The organism is Oceanicoccus sp. KOV_DT_Chl (assembly GCF_900120175.1).
In the GTDB taxonomy this organism is placed as follows: Bacteria; Pseudomonadota; Gammaproteobacteria; order Pseudomonadales; family Dasaniaceae; genus Oceanicoccus.
This window is the reverse complement of record NZ_FQLF01000002.1, coordinates 518,374-544,610: the sequence shown is the minus strand read 5'-3', so window position 1 is coordinate 544,610 and position 26,237 is coordinate 518,374. Positions and strand designations below refer to the sequence as shown.

Here is a 26,237-nt window from a genome sequence, read left to right as displayed (position 1 = left end):
TGAGATTGGCGGTTTTCGAAAGCTTTTCAATAGTTTACGGCTTGGTGACTTGTTACTCGGCGGTAAGCTTTAAATATTGCAGATTTGTAGGGGAGATGCGTCATGAGTAATGACGGTGTTAATACTACGCGGCGACGCTTTCTAACAGCATCAACTTCGGTTGTGGGTGCTGCTGGAGTAGTAGGTGTTGCTGTGCCTTTCGTGGGTTCCTGGAACCCCAGTGCCAAGGCGAAAGCCGCTGGTGCACCAGTTAAGTTTGATGTTAGTAAGCTTGAGCCTGGTGAAATGAAAGTCGTTGAATGGCGTGGTAAGCCCGTGTATGTGGTGCGTCGTACTGCGCAAGCTGTAGCGGACTTGAAGGGATTGGATGGATCACTAAAAGATCCGGAATCTGCAGCTGTGACTCAGCAGCCCGAGTATGCCGCTGGGGTTGAGCGTTCAATTAACCCTGAATTTATGGTGTTAGTGGGCCTGTGTACCCATCTGGGATGCGCGCCCAAATATCGTCCGGAAGTCGGCACGGTGCCAACATCAGACGGTAGTGAGTGGATTGGTGGATTCTTTTGCCCTTGTCACGGTTCTATGTTTGATTTGTCTGGCCGGGTTTATAAAGGTGTGCCTGCTTCGGCTAACTTGCTAGTACCTCCTTATTCCTTTGAAAGCGATAGCGTGATTGTTATCGGCGTCGACCAGGAGACAGTCTAATGATCAATATGTTAGTTGGGTTGAGAGATTGGGTTGACGATCGTCTACCAATTATGCGCGCCTGGAATACCCATATGGGTGCCTACTACGCGCCTAAAAACTTTAATTTCTGGTACTTCTTTGGTGTGTTATCGCTGCTGGTATTGATTAACCAGTTACTGACCGGTGTTTGGCTCACGATGAGCTATACCCCTAGTTCTGAAGAGGCCTTTAAATCCGTCGAGTACATCATGCGTGATGTCGATTACGGCTGGATTATTCGCTATATGCACTCCACTGGCGCGTCCGCGTTCTTCCTGGTGGTTTATCTGCATATGTTCCGTGCTTTGCTCTATGGTTCATACCAAAAGCCGCGCGAATTAGTGTGGTTGTTCGGTATGGTTATTTTCGTTGCACTGATGGCTGAAGCCTTCGTGGGTTATGTATTACCCTGGGGTCAAATGTCTTACTGGGGTGCGCAGGTAATCATCTCCTTATTTGGTGCTATCCCGGTGGTGGGTGAAGATATCGTGCAGTGGATTCGGGGTGACTTTTTGATCTCCGGTATTACCCTGAACCGTTTCTTTGCCTTACACGTAGTGGCGTTGCCGATCATCTTGTTGGCGCTGGTAGTATTACATTTATTAGCATTGCACGAAGTGGGTTCAAATAACCCCGATGGCGTTGATATCAAGAAGAAGAAAGATGAAAACGGTATTCCGTTAGATGGTGTGGCTTTCCACCCTTACTACACCGTGCATGATTTGCAGGCGGTGGCGGTATTCTTATTTGCCTTCTGCTCGATTATTTTCTTCGCGCCTGAGATGGGTGGTTACTTTTTAGAGTATGCAAACTTTGAAATTGCCAACTCTTTGAAGACACCTGAGCACATCGCGCCAGTGTGGTACTTCACGCCTTTCTATTCGGTACTGCGAGCGGTTCCCGATAAGTTGTTAGGCTTTATCGCCTTTGCGGCATCGGTAGCCATTCTGTTTGTATTGCCTTGGGTCGATCGCAGCCCGGTGAAGTCAATTCGCCATAAAGGTTTGGCCAGTAAAGTGATGTTAGTGGTGTTTACTGCGTCTTTTATCATCCTCGGTGTGCTGGGTGTTAAGAGCCCAACCCCTGAGCGTACTTTGCTAGCACAGATCTGTACTGTGATTTACTTCGGCTTCTTTATCTTTATGCCAGTATGGACATCGATTGAGAAGACCACGCCAGTACCAGAGCGCACCACCGATGATGGCGGTATGGGTTTCTGGAAAGCCTGGGGTGTATTCTTTTTGATCGCGGCGTTGACGGTGCTGCCACTGAAGGCGGTGGGTGCTGAGGGGCCAAGCGTCCAACTGGACCATATTGAAGTCGATGCAAACAACAAGGCGTCGCTGCAAAGCGGCGCCCAAATGTATATGAACTACTGCATGGGTTGTCATTCCATGAAATACGCTCGTTATGAGCGTACCGCTAATGATATCGGTGTGCCGGTAGATTTGTTTGAGCAGCATCTAAAGTTTGAAGGTATGTCGAATCAAATCAATGGCAGTAACAAAATTGGCGATTTGATGGAAAACGCGATGCCGGAAGCGCTGGCAAAAAAGTGGTTTGGCGCGGCGCCACCGGATTTAACTCTGGTCGCTCGCTCGCGTAATCCCGATTGGCTTTATACCTATCTGCGCACGTTTCACACTGACCCCAGCCGTCCCTACGGTGTGAATAATAAGGTTTTTAAAGATGTCGGTATGCCCCATGTATTGCTTGAATTACAGGGTGTTACCGAATGCGCACCGGGTTCGTCTCATGCGGCTAATGGTGGTATCAAGCGTGATGAACTCACCGGTGAAGAAGTTTTATTCGATGCCGATGGTCATGCGCTAAACCCTTGTGGTCGCATCAAAGTCGTTCAGGAAGGCGCTATGTCACCTGAGGAATTTGATCAGGCGGTCTACGATCTGGTTAATTTTTTGGCTTATGTTGCTGAGCCAATGGCAGAGGATCGTAAGCGCTTAGGTGTTTATGTGTTGTTGTTTATCGCTTTATTCTTCGTGTTTACCTATTTGTTAAACCGCGAATACTGGAAGGATGTTCACTGACTTTAGTTAAAGTTGTCGGTTGGGTTGGCGGTATTCGCGATCCCTTCCTAAGTGACCTCATTGTAAAAATGTAGTAATGAAAGCTGATCTCAGCTGAGGAAAACCAAATGGGTGTTGTTACCAAGCGATCTTCGATGACGTTCTTTTCTGATAGTGCCAGTCACTATAGCCACCGGGTACGTATCGTTCTGGCTGAAAAGGGTGTGACTGTTGATGTTATCGAATCCGATCCTGCCAATATTCCAGAAGAGTTGGCTGATTTAAACCCCTACAACAGCTTGCCGACGTTGTTAGACCGCGAGTTGGTGTTGTATGAATCAAAAGTGATGATGGAGTATCTGGATGAGCGTTTTCCACATCCGCCTTTGTTGCCGGTTTACCCAGTAGCTCGTGGTGCTAGCCGTCAGTATATTTACCGTATCGAGCGCGACTGGTGTGTACTGGTAGACAGCCTGTTAGCTGGCACTGCGAGCGAAAAGACGTTAGAAAAGCAGCGTAAAGAATTACGGGAAAGTTTGATTGCTATTGCGCCAATCTTTTCTGAAAAGCCATTCTTTATGAATGAAGAATTTACCTTGGTGGATTGCTGTATGGCGCCCATCTTATGGCGCTTGCCGGTCATGGGCATTGAAATTCCAATGACCAAGCAAACTAAACCACTATTAGCCTATATGGATTTGCTGTTTGAGCGTGAATCGTTTCAGGCTAGTTTGTCGGAAGAGGAGCGCGATATGCGCACCCCTCAACCAGCTTAAGCAATTAGCAGTTAAAAGGGGTGATGATTCACCCCTTTTTTTGTTTGGATAGACTAAATTTATACAGTGTATTGCAGTGTTACTGCTAACAGGTCTGGATAAGATTATGGCAATGACTTCGAGTCGTCCCTATATAGTTCGAGCTCTCTACGAGTGGATACTGGAGAACGACTGTACGCCTTACATTTTAATCAATGCGATGGCTGATGGTGTACAAGTACCCCAGCAGTATGTCAAAAATGGCCAGATTGTTTTGAATATATCCCCGACTGCGGTGATGGATTTATTGCTTACTAACGAGGCGATGAATTTTAACGGCCGCTTCGGGGGTGTACCTATGGATATCTATGCGCCAATGACGGCGGTGATGGGTATTTATGCGCGCGAGAACGGTCAGGGCATGATTTTTGAATTGGATGATCCCACCGAGCCGCCGCCAGGTGGTGACGATCCGGCACCTAAAGCCAAGCCAAAGTCTGATGCCAAAGTGACGGCGTTGGGTAATAAGAAGCCTGGTTTGCGGGTAGTGAAATAGCGCTCGATTGAGCGCTATTAAATTTAATACCGACCGTTAGAAGTATTCAAAAATCCGTACTACTTTTTGTACCCCGGCGGTGGTTCGCGCTGCTTCTGCCGCGCGGCTAGCCTCGTCTTTAGTTACCAGCCCCATCAAATAAACCACACCGTTTTCGGTAACTACTTTAATCCGGCCACCTTCAATAGCGCTATCGGCAAGTAGTTTGGTTTTTACTTTAGTGGTGATCCAGCTGTCATTGGAGCGGGCGACTAATGATGAAGTACCTGAGACAGTGATTTCATTATTCACTCGGCGTACATTGCCTATTTTCGCTACTGTCGCTGCCGCAAGTTGTCGTAGTTCTTCGCTGCGGACTTGTCCCGCTAGTAGCACAATGCGGTTATAGCTCACCACTACAATATGCGACTGGGCTAATTCGGGATCAGCTTTGTCGATATTGACCAGCGCTTTAGTTTCAATAATTTCATCATCCAGATAGGATCCGCTAGTGCGTTCGCCTTCATTTTCTTTAATCGGGTCAGCCGTAGTCGCAGAAATAATAGAGCTACAGCTCTGGATAAAAACCAGCGTTGATAAAATAGCGATGATAGGTATGAGTCTATTCACGGTGATTAGTGGCTCCCAAAAAGTTGTAGATCAATAAGTTCGGATAAGTAATTAATAATTTTCAAGTGGACTTCTGCCACCCGCGCTCGATTGGAGCTGGGTACGCATAATTCTATATCTTCGGGTTGCAGTAGCGCGGAGAAATCATTGCTACTTTGGTCGCTTAAACACAGCACAATCATTTCCCTGTCATGAGCGGCTTTAATCGCTTCAAGGCTGGTGCCAGAAGCATCGCTATTGGTAATGATTAGTAATAGATCGCTGCGCTGGCCCAGTGCACGGATTTGATGAGCGAAGATATCTTTAAAGTGGCTATCGCTACTAAGCGACATCAGTGTGGTGGCGTCGGCACTCAAATTGATCGCCGGTAAGCCAGGGCGCTCATAATCAAAACGATTTAATAGGTGTGAGCAAAAAACCTGTGCTAATGCGCCGCTAATGCCTTCGCCGCAACAGAGGATTTTGTTCTCGCTTAAAAGACATTGGGCAAGCAATGTGCCGCAGTCAGTAACCCTGGCTGCTTGCTCGTCAAGCGTGCGCATGGTGGTATCGATACTGCTATGGAACAGCTCTATTACCTGTTGATCCAAATCCATAAAACATTCTCGGTGTTATTCAGGTGTGGATAAATTAACCGCTGAAGGCATTTTTTATCCACGACCAATGCAGTTTAGCATTGTTGTTAGTCGCTTGTTGCGCTTTGTTTTGCGGGCATACTGCCACTACATCAAAACGGCAGGGATAATTATTGTATTGCGGATATCGCAATAAATAATGTGCTGCCGCTTTTTGTAATTTTTGTTGCTTGCGCCAATCGACACTTTCCAAACCGTCACCATATTGATGCCGTTTGCGATAGCGTACTTCGACAAACACCAGATGCTCGGCATCACGCATTATCAAGTCTATTTCACCTTCGCGGCAGCGGTAGTTGCGGTGCAGCGAGCTTAGGCCTTGTTGTGTCAGCCAGTGTTCGGTTTGTTGCTCTATATGTGCGCCCGTGGTACTGGTGTTAGAAGTTGCACGGTTATCTTGTTTGCGCTTAGTTCGCCATCGCTCCAGCATTGTTGACACCATCCTTGGTTGAAAGTTGCAAGTTTACGCTTTGGCTAGCCATCGGAATAATTTTAGTTTTGCCGTAGCTGATTTTAGCAAATAACATTTGTCGTACTATTTCGCGTTGTTCATTTAATTTTAGTCGTCCAGTCTGGCCGTAGACGCGGCTGTTAGTCATTTCCTGTAGCTGTCGCAGACGCGGGTGTAATTGGAAGCTGTCGATACCGAGTGCGTACATGCGCTGGTATTGTTTGCTCTGCTCAATTTCCTTGTCGATCAGTTGATGCAGTGCTGAGGGTTTTTCTAACACCCAGGGCATGTCGGTAAAGCGTATACCGTCGAGGTCGCGGTTTTTGACTTTGTCTTCATAGCCTGTGTACATACGGGAGGTGCCGTAGACGGGTATGTCGCCAGCATAGTGATAAGCTAATAACGGTTTTAGTGAGCGGGCTTCCTGTGGCCGGGCTAGCATGAACACCATGTCGATATCCTGGCGGCGGCGAGGGTTGAACTCAATGCGCTCACCGATAATTTTCTCGATACGTTTGGCGCGATCTTCACTTTGTTGCAGGTGTAAGGCATCTTTTGTTGAGCTGGAATAATCGTCTTGGCCGCTGTAAATACTGCGGCCAATAGTGGTGCCGCCCAGCTGTTGCCAGTAGTCGGAAAATGCCTTGCTATTGATGTCTCCCCATTCCCCTTGTGGGCTGATAATCAAAGCCTGTTTTTTATTCTCCAGTCGGGCAATTTCTGCGATTTGGTGGGCTTCATCCTGTGGCGCTAAACCAAACTGAAATAATTGCTCTGGCGGCTCGCCATAATCTTCGATTCTATTCAGCCCCAGGGTGGGCACAGGCAAACTTACTTCATCAAATAATAAGCGCAGTCGTTCTTTTTCCAGTGGGCCTACAATCATTTGGGCGCCATCGGCGACTGCTTGCTTGTAGAGGGCAATAAAGTCGGCGTGATTTTCCGTGTCATAGATAGTTAAGCGGGGGACTTTGCCGCCACGACTAGCCGTGTCATAGCTGGCCGCAATAAAGCCATCGCGTACGGCTTTACCAAAGGGCGCCAAGTTGCCGGTGAGTGGCAGTAGCAGCGCTACATGTTGCGGGCGATTAGCTGCCAGTTCCTGAATTAGCGCTAACCCGCCGGGCAGTTGCTGATTAGCGGATGTTCTGGCCACAGCTGTCTCCATTGTTCTAATTGCGCCACTTGTAAATCCAGATCGCCCTGATTTTCTTTGGCGATTAATGCCAGTTGTAGCCAGCCCTGATACTCGCCGCGAAAACTGCTGGTCAGATAATGTTTAATATCTTCCATCGGCACATACATCAGTGAGTCCCAGATGGCTTCGCGGTTACTTATTTGATCTTCGGCATTAAGTAGCGGGTTGATATAAATCCGCTGCTGGGCGCTGGCAATATGGCTGCCCAGGCGCGCCAGAATTTCGGCTTGTAATAAACTCAGTGTGAGTTGATTGTGTTGCGGTAAATTATCGAGGTTTTGCTGTAGCCGTTGATGTTCAAGAATCTGTAGCGCATCTTCATAATTGCCGCGTTGGATTTGCAAGCGGCAACTGATTTCGGTGTAGTCGGCAAACTGTCGCAGTGGCAGAGATTCAGTTTGTAAATTATTGATGATGCTCTCAACCAGATCGCGCTTGCCTTCCTGTAACAACAATTCGGCTGCAGCCAGCAACAGGTCTTCTTTTTGCGGGCTGGGGCTGTTGTCGGCTTGAGTGAGTAATTGCTGAATAGTTTCAGCACTGCTGAGCGACGGTGTTTGCTTACCGTCCTGGCGGGGTTGGCCGCCGCAGGATAACAACACAAAACTGATCAATACTAATAAAAAGTTGTTCTCATTGTCTCTACATTGTTAGGCTAAAGCGATATTCAATAGCGAGAGTTGGCCGTGATAGAGAGTGCATTATATGTAGTTGCAACACCCATCGGAAATTTAGCCGACATGGTACCGCGTGCAGTGGCGGTACTACAATCGGTAGATGTCATTGCTGCCGAAGATACCCGTCACAGCAAGCGTTTAATGCAGCATTTCGATATCGGCACCCCGATGATTGCCTACCACGATCACTCCGGCACGGTGACTGTTGATAATTTGATCGAGCGCGTGCGCAACGGCAATAGTGTTGCGCTGATATCGGATGCCGGCACGCCTTAATTTCTGATCCTGGCTATCGCTTGGTTGATGCGGCCCTCACTGCGGGTATCAAGGTTATTCCCATTCCCGGTGCCAGTGCCGCTATCGCCGCTTTAAGTGCCGCGGGTTTACCTTCAGACCGCTTTGTATTCGAAGGGTTTCTTAATGCCAAGCAACAAGCCCGTATTAAACAGCTACAGGCACTAATGGAAGAGACCCGCACGCTGATCTTTTACGAAGCACCGCACCGGTTACTGGACTGTTTGCAGGATATGGCAGCCGTATTTGGTGCTACGCGGGAAGTTGTGATGGCCCGCGAACTCACCAAAACCTTTGAAACCATCAAACGCCTGCCAGTGGCCGAATTGGCCGCATGGGTGGCCGCTGATCACCATCAGCAGAAGGGTGAATGTGTGTTGTTAGTGCGCGGTTGCAGCAAAATTAGTGATGGAATAGTGAAGGTGAGCGGGTGTTTGATTTGTTGGCGGCAGAGCTACCGCTGAAGCAAGCAGCGGCGCTGGCGGCCAAAATCACCGGGGTGAAAAAGAACACGCTCTATCAATATGGTTTGGACCAGCAGAAGCCATAGCCTCTAAGCAGGATTAAGAGTACACTCGCCGCCGAGCCAGCCAGGCAGTCGCTGGACCTTGTACTCTGTTTTTTCACATGTGGCTAAACGGGGCGGGTCGAGAGGAAAGTCCGGGCTCCATAGGGTAGAACGCCAGGTAACGCCTGGGAGGCGCGAGCCTACGGCCAGTGCAGCAGAGAGTAGACCGCCGATGGTCCGCAAGGACACAGGTAAGGGTGAAAGGGTGCGGTAAGAGCGCACCGCGCGACTGGTAACAGTTCGTGGCACGGTAAACCCCGTTCGGAGCAAGACCAAATAGGCCCTCTATAGGTGTGTACCCGCACTGAGGGCGGGTAGGTTGCTAAAGTGTTGCGGTGACGTAATGCGTAGATGAATGACTGTCCTAGACAGAACCCGGCTTATCGGCTGGCTCACTTAATTTTTTAAAACTTCAGCTTTATCCTGTCGTTGCGATAGTTTTAGCAAAACTCGGAGCGCCGGGCTCTGTCACGGGCTGCGCCCGATCCGCTTTTTATAAAGTCAAAATCGGGCTTATGGCTGGCTCACTTAATTTTTTAAAACTTCAGCTTTATCCTGTGGTTGCGACAGCTTTAACAAAACTCGGAGCGCAGGGCTCTGTCACGGGCTACGCCCGATCCGCTCTTTATCCGGTCAAGGTCGCAGTCATCGGTTAGTACCACCTATCCGGAAGAACCCTCTTAACGCGGCACGGTGCGGGGACAGACCAAGATTTTGCGTTGACCGCAAAATTTGCTCTGTCCCCAGGTAGAAACCGTTGGCGCTGCGCCTGATTAGAAAACCTTTATCAGTCAGAGTGGGATCTACTTATAAGTTTCATCTGCCCCCACTTTTTAACGAACGCAGCTTGAAAAAATTTTAGCTTCTAAATTGAAAAAACTATCTCACTGAACCTTGATCAATAAAAATTCATTACGACCGCTTTGATTTCTGGCCCCATACCCTATGTTTAACTGGCTCTATTTTTAAAAAATAGGCTGGTTAGTATCGATTCCACATTTTGATTACAACCATTCTCAAATAATAAAAAATAGCTACCTACTTTTTATTACTGGTATGTAGAGGGCGGGTGTGTGTTGGATTTTGATCAAATTGGTTAGCCCAAACTATTTTCATTTGTAATGGATACAAGTGTTGATTGAGTCAGGAAATAACTAATTGAGGATCAAATATGAATACGATAAAAAAACATTCATTGGCCTTTATCTTATCGACAATGTCGATAGCCGTGGTAGCTGATGTAACCGAAGATTTTGAAGATGGCGATTTTGCTGGATGGAATACATCGGGCACTGTAACAATAAATACCAGTAAAACAATCGGTGCTTATTCCATGCGACTTAAGGGTGGAGCTACCGCAGAACGCAGTTTTGCGGCTGATGGTGATGTGACCGTCGCTCTGGCTGCAACCAGTTTGGAAACTAATAACTACTGTGATGTCTATGTTTCTGAGGATGGTGTTAACTGGGGTAATTCATTAATTACTTTGAATAAGGTCCAGGATAACGGTACGTTTACCACGGCTATGACTACCACCAATGGTGGCACAACCCATATCCGTTATGTGCAAACCGGTTCCGCTGCAGATTACTGCTATGCCGATGGCATTAGTATTATTGGTGCTGGTGTGCCGGTGCCAAGTATTAATGTAGCGGGTAGTGGTGCTTTTGGCAGTGTGTTGGTGGGTGAGAACTCAACGAATACCGTTACCATTACTAACAGCGGTAATGCCGGTTTAAATGTGACCACTATTAGCGGCGCTAGTACGCCCTTTAGTCTGGTCAATGATGGCTGTAGCAACACAACGGTTGCTGCCAGTAATGACTGTTCATTTGATTTGGTGTTTACGCCAAACGCAGAAACCAGTTTTAGTGCGACACTGACTATTGCTAATAACGACAGTAATCAAACCGTTTCTCTAAGTGGTACAGGGGTAGGCACACCTCCCGATCCACCCACGCCATCAGGTGACCTGCATGTATTTAGCGGTGACGGTAATGTTGCGCGTACTGCCTTAACCCTTAGTCAATTAAACGGCTCTAGCTTAAGCGTGATGGATTTTTCTCAATACAGTCACGGTGTGGCTGAAATTGATGCTGATAATTCTAGCGCGCAAGAGCCCACTAATACGTTTCAGGGTCGTTTGGTTCTCAATGGCGGCAATCCAACCGTGATGAACTTTAATGAAACCACATCAGGTCGTGCTCAGGCGGGTAACTACAATAGCCCAGGCACTTTGCCGGCGTTTGATTTTGAGTTTGTGCAAGTAGGTTCACACATTATTCCTAAAACACGCGGTTTAAGCGTGAGCGGTAAAATTGGTGCGCCAGATTATCAAGACTGGAGCTATATTTTAGAACCCGGCCGAGTTTGGGATGAAAATAATGATAATGGCTATAGTCGTGTTGCTATACCGTTTGCGTTACAAGAAAATCAGGCTAACTGCACCCATAATGGCGTGCTAACTTTTGCCTTTAAAGACGATGGTTCAATCACCAATGTAGCCGTGCAAGTGGGCGGCGAAACCTGTTTATACTTTCAGTATGATTTGTGGGGTTTAGTCCCTGCCCAATATGTTGCTGGTAGTGTTTCGGCAGCGGCTAGCCTAATTACAGATTATGAAGCGGAAGTGCTTAATCGTTTGCCGGTAAAACCGCTTGCTGAAATAAGTGACGACTACCCCAATGTTATTGCGGCAAATTTTGCTACTGAGCAGTTGTCAGCCCCCACTACTCATGGTGTGTTTTATAACGGCATTCACTATGCGGCACCCTGCAGTACGCGGCATGGCGATTACCCTTTTTGTGAAGTGATGGGTTTGCCTTCTTACTCTACGGCCAAAACCGCTGTTGCAAATTTTGCCTTCGCCTTGCTGGTAAAACAAAACAGCAGTGCCCGCAATATCATGGTATCCACTAATGTTGCTGAATGTCAGGATGGTATTAATGGGACTGCTTCTGTCTGGAGTGATGTAACGGTAGAAAATGCATTGGACATGGCAACCGGTAACTATCGCTTATCCTCTTATGAGGGTGATGAAGGTAGCAGCGCGGTGGTTAATCAGTTTTTCCTAACCTTTACCCATGATGAAAAAATCGCTCATGCATGTGAACGATATATACGTAAAGACACACCCAATACGCATTTTTCTTATCACTCTTCAGATACCTACATAGCTGGTTTGGCAATGGATAACTACAGTTCTGGCGATCTATTCGACAAGTTAGTTGATGAGGTTTATAAACCGCTGAAACTTAGCCCGGTTACCTACACCACAGTTCGTACTGAAGATTCGCTGGCCGACCCCTATTGGAGTCACGGGATGACATGGCACAGTGATGACATGGTGAAGTTGGCTCAGTTGATTAATGATCGTGGTGTGATTAATGGCCAGCAAGTACTCGATGGCGACATTATGGATGACATGCTGGTTAAGGGTGGTGATCTGGGTTTGGAAACCTACGGCTCGGAATCAAGATACCTCAACGGAGTGTGGACATATGATATGGGGCAGCGTTCTAGTCCTCTATGTCCTGTAGGTTCATGGGTTAGTTATATGTCTGGTTACGGTGGTATTGGCGTGGTGATGTTTCCTAACGGCGCCATATTTTATTATGTGAGCGATAGTGGTAGTTATGCCTTTGGTGGCGCTGAAACTGAGCTTAATAAAATTAGCAGTATCTGCGGCAGTTAATAGTTAAGTTACCCCCCCTTAAGCCTCGCCAACATTTTTGGGTGGGGCTTTTTTTATGGCTGTAAGTAAGTTAAGTATACGGCTGAACTCAACGCGGCCGGTGCGGGGACAGGTCAATATTTTGCGTTGTCCCCCAGTTAGAAACCGTTGGCACAGTGTTTAATCAGAAAACCTTTATCAGTCCAGACTGGACTCTGCAGAAAAGGTTTCATCTGACCCCACTTTCATCTGACTCCACGTTGATCATTAAATATTAGTTACGCTCCCTTTGATTACTCCCCCTTTAAGTTATGATTTGGGCGCAACTTGGATAAACGATTTCTGGCTACCAGTTTTTCATAGAGGGTTGAAGCCATGACTTGTTATTCTGCCTATAATAAAAAAACCAAGGATCAACTGATGGCTGATGTAAACAATCATCGTAGAGATTTTATCAAAAACACCAGCGTGGCTTTGGGGCAGCGGCTTTAGCCGGAGCAGCTTCTGCAACCGCTGCTGATACTCCCCTGTTAGCCACCACCGATTTAGCTGCTGCCAATTGGGCACAAATCCGCGCCAGTTTCCGCTGGATCCGCAGTGGGTTCATATGAGCGGTTTTCTGCTGGCGTCACAGCCGCTAGCGGTAACTCGCGCTATCGACAAACACCGTCGTGCGCTCGATCTCAATCCGGCCAGTTATTTGCTGGAGGAAGAGCATGCTGCTGAGCAAGCAGTGCTGGCCGCTGCGGCGAATTATATTAATGGGCGGCCGCAGGATATTGCTCTGATGCAAAGCACCACGGAGGGCTTGGGGCTTTTGTATGGTGGCTTAAGTATTCGCGCCGATCAGGAAATTCTCACCACCGAACACGATCATTATGCGACCTATAATTCGCTGGCCTTTAGTGCCCAGCGTAGCGGTGCCAGTATTTCGCGTATCGCACTTTACGATAAACCTGCCTTAGCCAGTATTGATGAAATCCTCGGGCGTATTAAACGGGCGATCAATGCCCGCACGCGTATTATCGCCATCACCTGGGTGCATTCGGGCACCGGGATAAAGTTGCCGATTGCCGAAATTTCCCAGTTAGTTGCCGAAGCCAATCGTGGCCGCAGTGAGGCGATCGGGCATTACTCTGTGTTGATGGCGTCCACGGCTTTGGTGTAGAAGATATTGATATTCAAGCGATGGGTTGTGATTTTTTTATCGCCGGTACCCACAAGTGGATGTTTGGTCACGTGGTACCGGTATTTTATGGGGGCGGAACATGCTTGGCCGGCGGTATCACCGATCATTCCGACCTTCGATCAGCAGGCGTTTTTAATGTGGATGAAATTCCTGCCGGAAAAACCGATCAACCCTGCCACTGCGCTAACGCCAGGTGGCACTCATGCTTTTGAGCATCGCTGGGCTATGAACGAGGCTTTTGATTTTCATCTGGCGATTGGCAAAGCGCGGGTAAGCAGTCGTATACACGACTTAAACCGTCAGCTTAAGCTGGGGTTGGCTAACATTAAAGGCGTTCATTTACACACACCGGTTGATCAGCGCCTCACGTCGGGCATCGTGGCGTTTGAGGTCGATAAGGTAGGGCCTATGGATACCGTGTCGACCTTTAAAAAACACCGGATTATTGCCACTCAAGCACCGTACAACCCTTCTTACGCACGCTTGGCTCCAGGTTTGATCAATACGGCTGAAGAAGTCGAATATTGCGTGCAAACGATTGCCGAGTTGGCCGCTAGTTGACGAGCTTATCTCTGCGTTTTCGTTTGGCTTGTCAGTGCGCAGTTTATCTAATCGTAATTAGCGAAGCTGTCTCCCATCTGTTTTGATTCACTCAAATAGCCGAAGAACTTTCAACTATGAAATCTATTAATTTGCCATTGATCGCGTCGCTAGTATTTTTTGCAGAGTTTTTGACCGCCTCACCACTCTCACCAGCAGTAGGACATTTAGCTCAGGCTATTCGTTACCAAACAGTGAGTTATCAAGACACTAGCACTATTGATTACAGCGTTTTTAGTGCATTTCATCAGTTTCTTCGCGATACCTACCCCACCACTTTTTCTCGTTTACAAGTAGAAGTAGTGGGCGATTACAGTCTGTTGCTCAGCTGGCCTGGTACTCAAGCTGAGCTTAAGCCGGTGTTGCTGGATGCGCATTATGATGTGGTACCGGTTGAGCCGGGTACCGAAACTGATTGGACACAGTTGCCTTTTGCGGGCGTGATTGCTGATGGCTATATTTGGGGGCGTGGCGCGCTTGATGATAAGTCCGCCGTTATTGCGACGTTGGAAGCAATTGAAGCTCTTTTAGCCAGTGGCTATCAACCTCAGCGCAGCCTATTATTTTCGATCGTCCATGATGAAGAAATTGGTGGCAATGAAGGCGCGGCTAAGGTTGCGGCTCACCTCAAAGCGCGTGGTGTCACCTTGCAGTATATGGTCGGGGAAGGTGGCATGGTGGTGACCCAAAGTCCGTTGCTGCCAAACAAACCCCTGGCGATGGTATCGCTGGCGGAGAAAACCTATGTCACTCTAACGCTTAAGACAAGCGGCGCAGGCGGCCACTCATCTCGGCCCGTTGCCGATAATGCCATTATTCATTTATCGCAAGCGGTTACTCGCCTGCATGAAGCGCCGTTTGCGCCAGAATTAATTGCGCCGGTCAGCGATATGTTGGCGGTACTGGGCGAGGAAATTGATGGTGTGAAGGGTTTTTTGATGCGCAATCAATGGTTCAGTGCACCGCTGCTGGCCTATGGGATGGGCAAAGATTCCGCTAGTCAGGGCATGGTGCGTAATACCACGGCGGTTACTATGTTCAATGCAGGCATCAAAGAAAACGTGATTCCCCAGCAGGCTGAAGCCAAGGTCAATTTTCGTCTGCTGCCTGGTTTTACCCCCGCGCAACTTATTGCCGCGGTGAAAACAATTATTGATGATCCCGCAATTGAAATCAGTGCCAGCGACTGGAAGACTAATCCACCAGTAGCTGATATCAATGGCCCTGGTTATCAGCGCATAAAAGCAGCTATCAATAGTGTGTTACCTAACGCGCTGGTGACGCCGGGCTTACTGACTGCCAGTACGGATACGCCGCACTATGTAGGGTTAACTGAAAACATTTATCGCTTTCATCCGTTTACTGTGCAGATGGAAGATAGTAGTTCGGTGCATGGGACTAATGAGCGTATTGCTATTGAGGCTATGGTGACTGCGGTGGCCTTGTCGAAGGCGTTGATTAGTGAAGTGGGGAGACGGTAAGGGAGTTGTTTGATCCAGTGTGGGTGGTTGAATGTTAATTACTCCAGCCCTTTTTTGTCACGTCTATCCAAGTTTCTTTTGTTGGCTTGTCAGATTGTTTGTGAAAAAAATAGTCTTGACTGTCTAGTTACTGTCATGCTGACATACTTAGAATATGAGCCATAACTAAATAACTATAAAAATATAAGGAAAGAAAATGCCAAGTAGATTTATCTTATGGGTTGTACTTTTACTCATTAGTACTTTGGTTTACTCAGAATGGTTGCCTCCAAAGGAGCCGGACCTTCAGGTTATCCTCACGGAAGCATCCGAAGATAAAAGTAATAAGCAGTATCAGTTATCACTCGAGAAGTATATCTGGTTCCATAATAACGCTCTTAAGATAGATAGATCGTTCTATGGTGTTCGCTTGTCGTTTGCCTTAATGGGCTGGGTTGAACTGGCAAATGTGTATGAGCCGGCAAAATTATCCCTGCTAGAACACGCTGATCAAGCAGAGAGATCTGTAAAAAATTCTTCCAGTTGTTGCCGGGATGAATTTAATGACTTTGCTTCTATTAACGATGTACTGGGCCTCAGTGGTAGAACGGTGGAGTTATTTAAGTGGCTTGAAGCGAATGATCCACTAAAGGCAGAACAAGCTTTTAGTCTCGCTCGAGCTGCGTTGGTGAAGTCCAATGAATATCTTCTTATGGGAAAGTACATAAAGCCAAGAGCAGACTTTGAAAAGTCAGTTGCTATGTATCGGAATACGATAGAGGTAGCTAAAACAATGCCTCAAGAAGCAAGCATGCTCGAAGAAACTGCTCAATACAGCTATATCAATCAGACAACCACTTTAGTAGCAATTCTGGCAATTAATGGAAGAACAGATGAAGCGCTCAAAGTTGCTAATGAGTCTAAACAGGTTTTTTCTTCCGATGCGTTTAATGTAGAGCTAGAGAAAGCACTATCAGGAAAAGTGCCTCAACCGTGGCCATCTTTAAATTAGTAACCCGTAGTGGGCCAGCTTATAATCAGGGGTAGATTTGAGTGAAATTTTTATAATACTACTTCGTGTGAAGACACTGTTGCGATGAGAAAAGATGTTATTGATCGATAAGGGCTTTATAGCATTAGGTCTAATGCTGACCTCTACATTGGCATTTTCTGATGAACTAAAACCCTTCACCTCTGATGGTTGCAGTGCCTTTCCTGATGGAACGCTTGTGTAAAACGAGCTGTGGCTGGCCTGTTGCACTGCCCATGATTATGCCTATTGGCAGGGTGGCACTTATCAAGATCGTAAAAATGCTGATGATGAACTTCGGATCTGTGTTGAGCGCGTTGGTGAACCTGAAATCGCCTTGTTGATGTTGGCCGGGGTGAGAGTAGGTGGATCCCCCTTCTTCCCGACTACTTTTCGGTGGGGTTACGGCTGGAGCTATCCACGGTTTTATGGCTCGTTATCAGAAGAAGAACTTAATTTAGTTAAGCAATATGTCCAAAATGAGAATTAATGCTCTGTCCCCAGCTAGAAACCGTTGGTACAGAGTTTAATTAGATAACCTTTTTCAGACAGGGTGGGAGCCATTGAGAAAGTTTCATCTGCCCCCACTTTTTAAAATACTTCCAAAAGAATGAACCGATGTGGCAAAGCTTACGACAGACAGGTACAAGCAAATTAACAGAGAGGATAGCGTGATGAATTCTTTATTTAAAATTTTGACCATGACAGCTTTATTTTTGACAGTCAGTGTTAATACACAGGCAGCAGGTTATATCAAGCTGGGAGATATTAAAGGTGAGGCAACTGAAACGGCCGAGCCGGCTAGCGGATTACCGACAGGTAAGCGTCAACATAAGCCGGTCAGTATCATCAAGCCGCTAGATAAAAGTACACCTATGGCGCAGGATAAAGAGTTGGCTGATACCCAGCCACCAGCAAAAGCGTTGCTGTTACCAGCGATACAAAAAGCGCAATAAAATCCTGTAGACGGGGGGTTAAGCTGGCTGCACCGTAATTAGAAAACAGCCAATCTATTACGGTGCTATTTCAGTTAGCGTAGTTGGATGTTCCAACAAATTCTTAACCTCCAACACCAAACTCGCCCCATCAAACCCATCCACAATGCGATGATCAAACGTCGCTGAAATATTCATCATGCTCCGTATCGCAATACCATTATCAATCACCACCGGCCGCTGTTGAATTTTATTAATCCCGATAATACAGGTTTCCGGTGCGTTGATAATCGGGGTTGAGGCGATGCCGCCAAGTTTCCCCAAGCTGGTAATGGTAATGGTCGAACCGCTGAGTTGTTGCGTTGTGAGTTGGTTGTGTCGTGCGCCTGTGGCTAATTGTTCTATCTGTTCTGCACATTGCCATAAGCTAAGGTTTTGCGCGTGCCTTATCACCGGTACCATTAGTCCGCTGTCGGTCATGGTGGCGATGCCTATGTGTACAGCTTTAAATTCAGTGACTTGATTGTTGTCATTGTCGAAGTGGGCATTGCAGTGCGGGAATTGCGGCAGGGTTTTGCTTAATGCCTGCACGATAAAGGGCAGCAGGGTGAGTTTTTGTGATTGTTGTTGGTTTAGCTGATGGCGATGCTGTTCCAGTTTTGTGACATCGACTTCTTCGATATAGGTGTATTGCGGTATTTGCTGGGCGCTGTGTTGAATTTTTTTGGCGATGACGCGGCGGGTGCCTGTCAGTGGATACTGTTTTAAAATGTCATTGCTGTCAGTATTTTTTGCTTTTTTATCGGCGATAATATTTTCTTGTTGTTTAGGGCTAACATTATTATTGCCTGTGGCTGCATCCAAATCGTTATGGGTAATGCGGCCTTTGGGGCCGGTGCCACTGAGTTGTTGTAAATCTATATTCTCCTGTCTCGCCCTTAAACGCACCGAGGGTGAGGTTAATATTGTTGTGCCATCAGAGTTATGGTCATGGCGTTCAATGTTTTGGTCTTGTGGTTCTATCGTTGTGCTGGAGTTGGAAGTGTTCGCTACTGGCTTAACAGTGAGCTGTTCAGTGTCGGCGCTGACCTTGCTGCTATCGGTGATTTCAAATAAAACCAGTTGACTGCCAACCGCTAATACTTCGCCGGCGTCACAACCTAATTTTAAAACTTTTCCATTCACCGGCGAGCTGGTTTCAATCACGGCCTTGTCGGTTTGGATGTCGGCAATATGTTGATCCTGGGTAACCTCGTCACCGACCTGGATATACCACTGGCAAACTTCTGACTCAACGATGCCTTCACCTAAATCGGGCAGCTTAAAACTAAATTCAGTCATTTACGGCGTCCTTCAATCATTCTTCGCTAGTGATTTTCCAGTGTGCGTTGCAGGGCTTCGATAATGCGCTCCTGGCTGGGGAAGTATTCCCATTCAAAGCCGTGCGGGTAAGGCGTGTCCCAACCAGTGACGCGTTCGATGGGGGCGAGCAAATGCCAGAAACACTGTTCCTGTACTTCGGCAACTAATTCGGCACCGTAGCCGCCGGTGCGGGTGGCTTCATGAATGACGACGCAGCGGCCAGTTTTTTTAACCGATTGGGTAATGGTGTTTACATCCAGGGGAACTAGACTGCGCAGATCAATCAGTTCGGCATTGATGCCGCTTTGTTCGATAGCGGCGGCCGCGACATGCACCATGGTGCCGTAGGCCAGCACGGTGACATCGTTACCGGCCTGGGTGATTTCCGCTTTGCCAATTGGAATACTGTAGTAGCCGTCGGGCACATCGCCCAGCGGATGATTGCCCCAACCTATCGCCGGTTTATTGTGGTCGCCATCAAAGGGGCCGTTATAGATGCGTTTGGGTTCAAAAAATAATACCGGGTCGTCGTCTTCAATGGCGCTGATTAATAAACCTTTGGCGTCGTAAGGATTGGAGGGCATCACGGTTTTTAAGCCACAGACATGGGTAAAGATTCCTTCGGGACTTTGCGAGTGCGTTTGGCCGCCACGAATACCGCCGCCGCAGGGGGTGCGAATAGTAACGGGTGCCCAAAATTCACCGCCACTGCGGTGCCGCAGCCGCGCTAATTCGCTGACGATTTGATCGAAAGCGGGATAAATATAATCGGCGAATTGAATCTCCACCACTGGTCGCAATCCGTTTACTCCCATACCAATCGCGGTAGCGATAATGCCGCCTTCGGCGATCGGCATATCCAGTGCGCGATGGGCACCGTGCTTTTGATACAGCCCTTGGGTGCAACGAAACACGCCGCCAAAAAAGCCGACGTCTTCGCCCATCACTAATACCGTGGGGTCGACGGACATTTTTATATCGAGGGCAGAATTAATCGCCTGGACCATGTTCATTTTAGTCATGGCCATGCTCCATTTTTTTGCGCTGCCGGGCCAGGTTTTCCGGCACGTCTTTAAACACATCCTCAAACATGGAGCTGACTGGCCAGTGCGGGCCTTCTTCCAATGAGCCGTAAGACAGCGCTTCTTTCCAGTTCTTGGCAACACTGCTGGTCAGTTCATCCTGCAAGGTTTTGTGTTGTTGTTCGCTCCATTCCCCAAGTGCAATCAAATGATTTTTTAAGCGCTCGATGGGGTCGCCCAGTGGCCAACATGCAGCTTCTTTAGGGGAGCGATAGGCGTCGGGGTTGTCGCTGGTGGAGTGGCTGGCTACCCGATAAGTAAACAATTCAATAAAGGTGGGGCCGCCACCTTTACGCGCTCGTTCGGCGGCCCATTGAGTGACGGCATATACCGCTAAAAAATCATTGCCATCGACGCGAATGCCGGGAATATGAAACCCCAGGCTGCGGGCAGCAAAGGTCGTGCCGGAGGCGGCAAAGGATTGCGGGGTGGAAATGGCCACTGATTATTGACCACATTTAAAATGACCGGCGCCTGATAGGTGGAGCTGAATTGCAGCGCGTGATACACATCCGCTTCGGCGGTACTGCCATCACCGACCCAGGCAGCAGCAATATGTTTTTCACCTTTATAGGCCGCCGCCATCGCCCAGCCAACCGCCTGACAATATTGGGTGGCGAGGTTGCCTGAGATGGTAAAAAAGCCGCCTTCCTTCCAGCTGTATAAAGTGGGCAGCTGTCGACCTTTTAAACTGTCGTGGGAATTGGACAGGCATTGGCACATTAGATTGACGACAGGGCAGTCACGGGCAAATAACAGTCCCTGCTGTCGGTAGGTGGGGAAAAACATATCCTCGGGATCAAGCGCCATTGCCTGGGCGATCGAAACGGCTTCCTCACCAGTGCTTTTGATATAAAAGGATAATTTCCCCTGCCGCTGCATGGTGAACATACGCTCGTCAAACGCGCGAACATGCATCATTTTTTTAAGGCCTTGTCGCAACACGTCCGGCTTCAATTGCGGGTGCCATTCGCCCTTGGCCTTATGGTCGTCATCCAGCACCCGCACCAAGCCATAGGCCATGTGGCGAATGGCATTGGGGTCGATCAAACATTCGGGTTTACTGGAAGACTCCGGGCTGGGGATATCCAGATAGGAAAAATCCGGGTCCTCATCAGGCCGGAAGGGGGCTTTGGGAATATGGAGACGACTGCTAAATTCTGTGGCCATGCTGACCTCTATTGCTTAGCGATTTACTTAACTATAGCTCACCTTGGCGTTATCTAAGGATTGGACCACTGCTCAGCAGTTAGAGCTGAGCAACGCTGCCAAATACTTGACCTTCATCCATTTCGGCTTCTTTAACTATTTGTATTAAAAGGATTTTTTAAATAGGCACGGTGTTTGCAGTGGACAGCATAAACGTCACGTATTTGTCGCGTGGTAGCTTATGTTGTAAGTGGAGCCTCTATGCCAAGCACTGCCCTGGATAATAGCCAGTCTGTTTTACCCGAGTCCCTGAATGACTTGGCCGCGCTGCAGGCGGGTGCTGACTCATCCTCACGTATTCGCAGCCGCGAAGAACTGATGTCTGCCTTTGAGGTATTTAATAACGTCTCAAACCAATTGGCTGAAACCTATCATGATATGGAACAGCAGGTCGGCTCGTTGAATCAGGAGTTGCACCAGCTAGCTGAACAGCGCTTGCAAGAATTGCGCGAGAAAGAACGCATCAGTAGTCGCCTGGAAAGTTTATTGAATCTGCTCCCTGCCGGGGTAGTGGTGTTGGATAGCAAAGGTGTCGTGACCGAGTGCAATCCCGCCGCTGCCGATTTTTTAGGTGAACCGCTATTGGGTGAAGTGTGGCGTGATGTAATTCGGCGCTCCTTTGCCCCGCAGTTGGATGATGGCCACGAAATTTCATTAAAGGATGGACGGCGTATCAGTATGTTGACGCGTTCCATGGAAGGTGAACCGGGGCAGTTGATCTTACTGACCGACTTGACTGAAACCCGTGAATTGCAGCGACGTTTGGATCGCCACCGACGCTTGTCAGAAATGGGACGGATGATGTCGTCGCTGGCCCATCAAATTCGCACGCCATTATCAGCAGCGATGTTATATGCCGGTCACTTATGTGATTCGGAATTAAGTCGCGATCAAACCCGGCGTTTTTCAGAAAAAGTCTTGTCGCGTTTACATCACCTTGATCAGCAAGTGAAAGACATGCTGATTTTTGTAAAGGGCGATGTGAAACTCACCGATACTATTGCGGTAGATGAATTATTGGCTGAGTTAGAAGCGGCGATGGAAGTGTCCATTAGTAGCAGTCAATCCCGATACCAAATCAATAACGATTGTGTTGGCGCGATGATTCATTGCAATCGCGAAAGTATGGTCGGTGCGTTAATGAACTTGGTTAACAATGCCATTCAATCCCAATTTGAAGCCGTGGCCTTGGATATTCGGGTGGTTGCCAATGGTGTTGGCCAATTGCAAATAATTATCAGTGATAATGGTCCCGGTATTGATGGGACTGTTCTGCAAAATTTAAAGGAGCCGTTTTTTACCACCAAGTCGCAAGGTACCGGTTTAGGGTTAACGGTGGTGCGGGCAGTGGCTGAAGCCCATCATGGTTTATTTGAATTGCAATCGACATTGGGTGAAGGTACGACGGCTGTGTTAACACTTCCCATTAGTGAATCTGTTAGTACAAAAACGACTGCAAATTTTAATCACACTATTACTCCTGAAGCCTCTGGAGGATCGTTGTCATGAGTCAGAAAGCGTTAAAATTAACGGCCACTATTTTAGTGGTGGAGGACGATTGTGATTTACGTGAAGCGCTGGTGGATACCTTGGAAATTGCCGGTTGCTCAGTGGTGCAGGCAGATTGTGCGGAAAAAGCATTGGCGTTAATCCCGCAACACGCATTGGATATGGTGGTGTCGGATATCAATATGGGCGCCATGGATGGGCTGACCTTATTAAAAGAAATTCGCCAGCATTATCCGCAGTTGCCGGTATTGTTGGTGACGGCCTATGGCAGTATCAGTGCATCGGTAGAGGCTATACGCAATGGCGCGGTGGATTACCTGGTTAAGCCGTTTAAGCCACAGTTGTTGGTAGAAACCGTAGGGCGCTATGTCGGCATTGCCAGTGTCAGTGAAGAAGATCAGCCAGTGGCGGTAGAGCCTTCAAGTTTGCAGTTGTTGCAATTGGCCAAGCGGGTAGCAGAAACCGATTCAACAGTTTTGATTTGTGGTGAGTCAGGTACGGGTAAAGAAGTATTAGCGCGCTATGTGCATCAGCAATCCCCTCGTGCGCAACAGCCTTTTGTGGCGATAAACTGTGCGGCTATTCCTGAAAATATGCTGGAAGGTATGTTATTTGGTCATGAAAAAGGCGCGTTTACCGGTGCTTATACTAGTGCGCCCGGAAAGTTCGAGCAGGCTAACGGCGGCACGCTGTTACTCGATGAAATTTCAGAAATGGATGTGGGCTTGCAAGCTAAAATTTTGCGGGTGATTCAGGAACGTGAAGTCGAGCGTTTGGGGGGGCGCAAAACTATTGATCTTGATGTGCGTATTGTTGCAACAACTAATCGTAATCTGGCGGAAGAAGTTAGAGCAGGCCGTTTCCGCGAAGATTTATTTTACCGCTTAAGTGTATTCCCTTTGCAGTGGTTGCCGCTGCGTGAACGCTTGCAGGATATTGTGCCCCTAGCGCAAAAATTACTGCAGATGCACACCAAAAAAATGGGCCGTCCTCCGGTGGATATTGATGCCTCTGCAGTGATGGCTATTCGCGCACACAACTGGCCGGGTAATGTGCGGGAGTTGGATAATGTCATTCAGCGCGCGCTGATCATGCAGCCTGGTACGGTGATTTCTGATTTCCATCTGCGGCTGGATCCCTTTGCGACCACGGCGATGAACATTGCTCCGGCATCCGCACCGGCGTCAATCACTAATGAGCAGCCAGCTGAATCAATGCCGGGCAACACAGGTAATGTGTTAGAAGGGGATTTACAGCGCCGGGAGTTTGAAATTATTGTCGATACCTTGCGCAATGAAGGCGGCTCACGAAAAAATACCGCTGAAAAATTAGGTATCAGCGCCAGAACCCTGCGTTACAAAATTGCCCGCATGCGCGATATCGGGATCAATGTGGAAGCGGTACTGCAAAACGCTTGAAGTCGAGCTAGCCAATGCGCTCAAGCCGCAAAGGTATGAGCGTTAATCCAGCTGGCAAAATCCTGAGGATGGTGTTGCTGTTGGTGGCAAAAATGGTTGTCCCAGAAGTGGCTCAAGCCTTCAATATCATCGGCTGCCGGTAGCTGGTTTTCACTGCGCAGATAAATAATCCAGGCAATGGCAGTGCTATAGGATAGATTGGTTTTGAGTTCCTGATCAGGGTCTTGCAGGAATTGATGCTGGCTAGCCAGACCGCGAACTTTGCTGGCCAGGTCGGGCTGAAAGGCTAAATACTCATCCCATATTTGCCAGTGCTGAACTGAACTGATTTGATAAATACCAATGCCTTGATTGTGTTGGCAGAACGGGTCAAAGCCCGATTCCTGGGCTGCGGTGCCAAGCAATAACCGCTCTGCGGCAGGGGTGTGCATACCGAGATACTCTAAGGTGGGCTTGATCACATGTTCGGTTAAATCTACGGCATTGATGGTCATGGTTAGCTCTACTACGCGGGAGTTGCTGTTCCCTATTGCTCGCTGGATATAAAAGTGAAACCTCTACACCTATTTAGACGGAAAAAGAGCTTGTCGCCAGTTTTTTGCTGATTTTTTAAGCATTTATTCGATTATTCTCATTTTATTTATTGATTTAGCCGCTAAGCCCCTGAAAGTTTAAGAATTGTTGTTGGCAAGTTCTCAAATCGTGAATCTTGGCCGTATTCGTATCTTGGTCGATATGGCGGAGCATGGTACAAAGTATCCCTAACGAAACTGTTCTCCCGCAGCTGCTGAGTTTGGCATGGGTTTATATGCTAAGTAATTGAAAGGAATAGATATTATGGGGATGTTTTCAGAGTATCCAGTGTTTTCTCTGGTGGTCGCAGGGCTGCTGGTATGGGTGCTGATGTATTTTTTACGGCAACAAGCCCATCACCTGATTTTACGCAGTGCCCGTCTATGTCATGCCCAATTGCGTTTATTATCCCGTGCCTGCCTTTATTCTGCGCAACGTATTCGCCGTCGTAACCATGAAATAACCAAAGCCCTTGCCGAGGCTTTATTAGAACGCCAATTAGAGCGGCGTTTTATGCGTATCGAAAAATTAGTCGAAAGAGATCTCGCCAATTACCAACATTTGGCAGCAGATATTAATCGCCAGCTTACTGCCGTTGATGAAGACTATATCGCCAGTGCCAAGGTACCGGATATTTCACCCGAGTGGGTGGCAGCGGTAGAAGCTATTTCGGCGTTGGAAGGCGATCAACGCAATAGCGATGTGATGAATAAAATTTTGGAGGATATGCACCAAACGGTGAAAGAGCATCAACGCGAAGCCTTGCGTGAACACCGTTGGACAGTGTCATCCCGGCATAAAGTGTTATCCGGCTTGCAACCACAATGGCGCAAGCTTGGCAAAATGCTGCAGCATATCGATAACAATATTGATGTATTGCGTCACCGGTTGCGGCAGGTGGATCAACACATGAGCCAGTTCGAAATGATTACGGCGGGCTCGGGTCAAGGCATTATGGCCTCAATGTTGATGCGCTTTGTTTCTTCCTTGTGTTTTGTATTGGTGGGTGTGGGGGCTGCCTGGATTAACTGGCAGCTATTATTACAGCCGATTAGCGCGCTGTTGCCCGTACAGGCTGGTGAGCTGCCCTTGGCGGCAGTAGTCACTGGCTTGCATATAGCAGTGACATTGGTAGCTGCAACTATGGTGTCCGAGAGTTTACGTATTACCCATTTATTTCCCTTGGTGTCGGCAATGACTCGATATGGTCGGCAAGTAATGGTGGTGATTGGTACTACGCTACTGGTCGCATTAACGGCTGGCGAAGCGTTGGCATTACTAGGTTCACCTATCCAGCTAGCTGCCACTGAAATGGTTGGAGCTTCGCAGATTTTATTGGTGGTGTTAGGTGTTTTAATCCCCTTGGTGTTGGCGTTAGTGGTTATTCCCTTGGAGTATATGCTACACACCGTAAGGCCAGTGTTTGGTAGCCTGCTTCAAGTAATGCTGCATATATCAACGTTGTTACTGCGATTGGTGGGGTCTGCTATTGTGCAACTGTCGCGGATGTTAATTCATGTTTACGATGCGATTATTTTTGTACCTCTACTGATAGAGCAGCAATGGCAGCAGCGTCAGCAGGCAAAAATGGACGCGGCGGTTACGCTGGCGGTTGAAGCCTCTGAGCCTAATAAAGTGACTGCATTACGATTGGCTGCCGCAGCTACCGAGCAACGGCATTAAAATCGGGAGTGATGGCTG

At 47.9% G+C, this 26,237-nt stretch carries 19 protein-coding genes, 1 other RNA gene and 3 pseudogenes; 15 read left to right on the top strand and 8 right to left on the bottom strand.

Translation table 11 applies throughout. The features are described from left to right. Positions 1–102: 102 nt before the first annotated feature. From petA to UNITIG_RS06155, 4 genes are all read left to right on the top strand, one after another. The gene (petA, locus tag UNITIG_RS06170; protein ID WP_101757595.1) at positions 103–705 is read left to right on the top strand and encodes a ubiquinol-cytochrome c reductase iron-sulfur subunit; all 603 of its coding nucleotides are present in this window, start codon (positions 103–105) and stop codon (positions 703–705) included. Next, positions 705–2,774, top strand: coding sequence for a ubiquinol-cytochrome c reductase (locus UNITIG_RS06165; protein WP_101757594.1), 2,070 nt, complete (start codon positions 705–707; stop codon positions 2,772–2,774). The genes petA and UNITIG_RS06165 overlap by 1 nt, the downstream gene beginning before the upstream one ends. A 107-nt stretch (positions 2,775–2,881) precedes the next feature. Beyond that, a complete protein-coding gene (locus tag UNITIG_RS06160) occupies positions 2,882–3,529 on the top strand; it encodes a glutathione S-transferase N-terminal domain-containing protein (RefSeq protein ID WP_101757593.1) in 648 nt (215 codons plus the stop codon). 106 nt (positions 3,530–3,635) lie between these two features. Then, complete coding sequence (locus UNITIG_RS06155; protein ID WP_101757592.1) at positions 3,636–4,064, top strand: ClpXP protease specificity-enhancing factor; 429 nt, start codon at positions 3,636–3,638, stop codon at positions 4,062–4,064. A gap of 36 nt (positions 4,065–4,100) precedes the next feature. Here UNITIG_RS06155 and UNITIG_RS06150 read toward each other — a convergent pair whose 3' ends face one another. From UNITIG_RS06150 to UNITIG_RS06135, 4 genes and pseudogenes are all read right to left on the bottom strand, one after another. Next, on the bottom strand, positions 4,101–4,673 hold the full coding sequence (locus tag UNITIG_RS06150) for a BON domain-containing protein (RefSeq protein WP_200821211.1): 573 nt from the start codon (positions 4,671–4,673) through the stop codon (positions 4,101–4,103). Between the two features lie 5 nt (positions 4,674–4,678). After that, positions 4,679–5,269, bottom strand: coding sequence for an SIS domain-containing protein (locus UNITIG_RS06145; protein ID WP_101757590.1), 591 nt, complete (start codon positions 5,267–5,269; stop codon positions 4,679–4,681). Between the two features lie 34 nt (positions 5,270–5,303). After that, positions 5,304–5,738 carry a YraN family protein gene (locus UNITIG_RS06140; protein ID WP_101757589.1) on the bottom strand — a complete coding sequence of 145 codons (435 nt, stop codon included), beginning with the start codon at positions 5,736–5,738 and terminating at the stop codon, positions 5,304–5,306. Continuing rightward, a pseudogene (locus UNITIG_RS06135) lies at positions 5,716–7,559 on the bottom strand (penicillin-binding protein activator). The gene UNITIG_RS06140 and the pseudogene UNITIG_RS06135 overlap by 23 nt, the downstream one beginning before the upstream one ends. 138 nt (positions 7,560–7,697) lie before the next feature. Here UNITIG_RS06135 and rsmI point away from each other — a divergent pair. From rsmI to UNITIG_RS06090, 8 genes and pseudogenes are all read left to right on the top strand, one after another. Beyond that, a pseudogene (gene rsmI / locus UNITIG_RS06130) lies at positions 7,698–8,478 on the top strand (16S rRNA (cytidine(1402)-2'-O)-methyltransferase). 32 nt (positions 8,479–8,510) lie between these two features. After that, positions 8,511–8,895: RNase P RNA component class A (gene rnpB, locus UNITIG_RS06125), an RNA gene on the top strand. A gap of 772 nt (positions 8,896–9,667) precedes the next feature. Beyond that, a complete protein-coding gene (locus tag UNITIG_RS06120; RefSeq protein WP_101757588.1) occupies positions 9,668–12,190 on the top strand; it encodes a choice-of-anchor D domain-containing protein in 2,523 nt (840 codons plus the stop codon). A 538-nt stretch (positions 12,191–12,728) separates the two neighbouring features. Next, positions 12,729–13,337, top strand: coding sequence for an aminotransferase class V-fold PLP-dependent enzyme (locus tag UNITIG_RS24990; protein ID WP_145999105.1), 609 nt, complete (start codon positions 12,729–12,731; stop codon positions 13,335–13,337). An 87-nt stretch (positions 13,338–13,424) separates the two neighbouring features. Continuing rightward, positions 13,425–13,919, top strand: a complete 495-nt coding sequence (locus tag UNITIG_RS24985; RefSeq protein ID WP_101757586.1) for an aminotransferase class V-fold PLP-dependent enzyme — start codon at positions 13,425–13,427, stop codon at positions 13,917–13,919. Positions 13,920–14,035: 116 nt separating this feature from the next. Then, complete coding sequence (locus tag UNITIG_RS06105; RefSeq protein ID WP_101757585.1) at positions 14,036–15,439, top strand: M20/M25/M40 family metallo-hydrolase; 1,404 nt, start codon at positions 14,036–14,038, stop codon at positions 15,437–15,439. A gap of 196 nt (positions 15,440–15,635) precedes the next feature. Next, the gene (locus tag UNITIG_RS06100; RefSeq protein ID WP_101757584.1) at positions 15,636–16,430 is read left to right on the top strand and encodes a hypothetical protein; all 795 of its coding nucleotides are present in this window, start codon (positions 15,636–15,638) and stop codon (positions 16,428–16,430) included. 692 nt (positions 16,431–17,122) lie between these two features. Further along, positions 17,123–17,404 (top strand): hypothetical protein, encoded by a 282-nt coding sequence (locus tag UNITIG_RS06090; RefSeq protein WP_101757583.1) that lies wholly within the window; start codon positions 17,123–17,125, stop codon positions 17,402–17,404. 57 nt (positions 17,405–17,461) lie between these two features. On the opposite strand, the gene UNITIG_RS06085 is transcribed toward UNITIG_RS06090, so the two are convergent. The 3 genes and pseudogenes from UNITIG_RS06085 to UNITIG_RS06075 form a co-directional block, all read right to left on the bottom strand. Beyond that, positions 17,462–18,724: a dihydrolipoamide acetyltransferase family protein gene (locus UNITIG_RS06085; RefSeq protein ID WP_101757582.1), complete on the bottom strand. Its 1,263-nt coding sequence runs from the start codon at positions 18,722–18,724 to the stop codon at positions 17,462–17,464. A gap of 26 nt (positions 18,725–18,750) precedes the next feature. After that, entirely contained in the window at positions 18,751–19,827 is a 1,077-nt protein-coding gene (locus UNITIG_RS06080; protein ID WP_200821210.1) for an alpha-ketoacid dehydrogenase subunit beta, read from the bottom strand. After that, positions 19,760–20,997, bottom strand: a pseudogene (locus UNITIG_RS06075) (thiamine pyrophosphate-dependent enzyme). The gene UNITIG_RS06080 and the pseudogene UNITIG_RS06075 overlap by 68 nt, the downstream one beginning before the upstream one ends. Positions 20,998–21,237: 240 nt before the next feature. On the opposite strand from UNITIG_RS06075, the gene UNITIG_RS06070 reads away from it, so the two are divergent. Further along, positions 21,238–22,545, top strand: a complete 1,308-nt coding sequence (locus UNITIG_RS06070) for a PAS domain-containing sensor histidine kinase (protein ID WP_101757580.1) — start codon at positions 21,238–21,240, stop codon at positions 22,543–22,545. Beyond that, positions 22,542–23,963, top strand: coding sequence for a sigma-54 dependent transcriptional regulator (locus UNITIG_RS06065; RefSeq protein WP_101757579.1), 1,422 nt, complete (start codon positions 22,542–22,544; stop codon positions 23,961–23,963). Before UNITIG_RS06070 ends, UNITIG_RS06065 begins: the two co-directional genes overlap by 4 nt. Positions 23,964–23,983: 20 nt before the next feature. Here UNITIG_RS06065 and UNITIG_RS06060 read toward each other — a convergent pair whose 3' ends face one another. Continuing rightward, positions 23,984–24,457 (bottom strand): hypothetical protein, encoded by a 474-nt coding sequence (locus UNITIG_RS06060; RefSeq protein WP_101757578.1) that lies wholly within the window; start codon positions 24,455–24,457, stop codon positions 23,984–23,986. Positions 24,458–24,800: 343 nt separating this feature from the next. Between UNITIG_RS06060 and UNITIG_RS06055 the strand changes: the two genes are divergently transcribed. Continuing rightward, positions 24,801–26,219, top strand: coding sequence for a hypothetical protein (locus UNITIG_RS06055; protein WP_101757577.1), 1,419 nt, complete (start codon positions 24,801–24,803; stop codon positions 26,217–26,219). Positions 26,220–26,237: the final 18 nt, after the last annotated feature.

Bases quoted from the DNA above. Each gene is read 5' to 3' on its own strand.
- petA (WP_101757595.1), top strand. From the start codon at position 103: ATGAGTAATGACGGTGTTAATACTACGCGGCGACGCTTTCTAACAGCA.
- UNITIG_RS06165 (WP_101757594.1), top strand. From the start codon at position 705: ATGATCAATATGTTAGTTGGGTTGAGAGATTGGGTTGACGATCGTCTA.
- UNITIG_RS06160 (WP_101757593.1), top strand. From the start codon at position 2,882: ATGGGTGTTGTTACCAAGCGATCTTCGATGACGTTCTTTTCTGATAGT.
- UNITIG_RS06155 (WP_101757592.1), top strand. From the start codon at position 3,636: ATGGCAATGACTTCGAGTCGTCCCTATATAGTTCGAGCTCTCTACGAG.
- UNITIG_RS06145 (WP_101757590.1), bottom strand. From the start codon at position 5,269: ATGGATTTGGATCAACAGGTAATAGAGCTGTTCCATAGCAGTATCGAT.
- UNITIG_RS06140 (WP_101757589.1), bottom strand. From the start codon at position 5,738: ATGCTGGAGCGATGGCGAACTAAGCGCAAACAAGATAACCGTGCAACT.
- UNITIG_RS06120 (WP_101757588.1), top strand. From the start codon at position 9,668: ATGAATACGATAAAAAAACATTCATTGGCCTTTATCTTATCGACAATG.
- UNITIG_RS24985 (WP_101757586.1), top strand. From the start codon at position 13,425: ATGGGGGCGGAACATGCTTGGCCGGCGGTATCACCGATCATTCCGACC.
- UNITIG_RS06105 (WP_101757585.1), top strand. From the start codon at position 14,036: ATGAAATCTATTAATTTGCCATTGATCGCGTCGCTAGTATTTTTTGCA.
- UNITIG_RS06100 (WP_101757584.1), top strand. From the start codon at position 15,636: ATGCCAAGTAGATTTATCTTATGGGTTGTACTTTTACTCATTAGTACT.
- UNITIG_RS06090 (WP_101757583.1), top strand. From the start codon at position 17,123: ATGAATTCTTTATTTAAAATTTTGACCATGACAGCTTTATTTTTGACA.
- UNITIG_RS06085 (WP_101757582.1), bottom strand. From the start codon at position 18,724: ATGACTGAATTTAGTTTTAAGCTGCCCGATTTAGGTGAAGGCATCGTT.
- UNITIG_RS06080 (WP_200821210.1), bottom strand. From the start codon at position 19,827: ATGTGTTTAAAGACGTGCCGGAAAACCTGGCCCGGCAGCGCAAAAAAA.
- UNITIG_RS06070 (WP_101757580.1), top strand. From the start codon at position 21,238: ATGCCAAGCACTGCCCTGGATAATAGCCAGTCTGTTTTACCCGAGTCC.
- UNITIG_RS06065 (WP_101757579.1), top strand. From the start codon at position 22,542: ATGAGTCAGAAAGCGTTAAAATTAACGGCCACTATTTTAGTGGTGGAG.
- UNITIG_RS06060 (WP_101757578.1), bottom strand. From the start codon at position 24,457: ATGACCATCAATGCCGTAGATTTAACCGAACATGTGATCAAGCCCACC.
- UNITIG_RS06055 (WP_101757577.1), top strand. From the start codon at position 24,801: ATGGGGATGTTTTCAGAGTATCCAGTGTTTTCTCTGGTGGTCGCAGGG.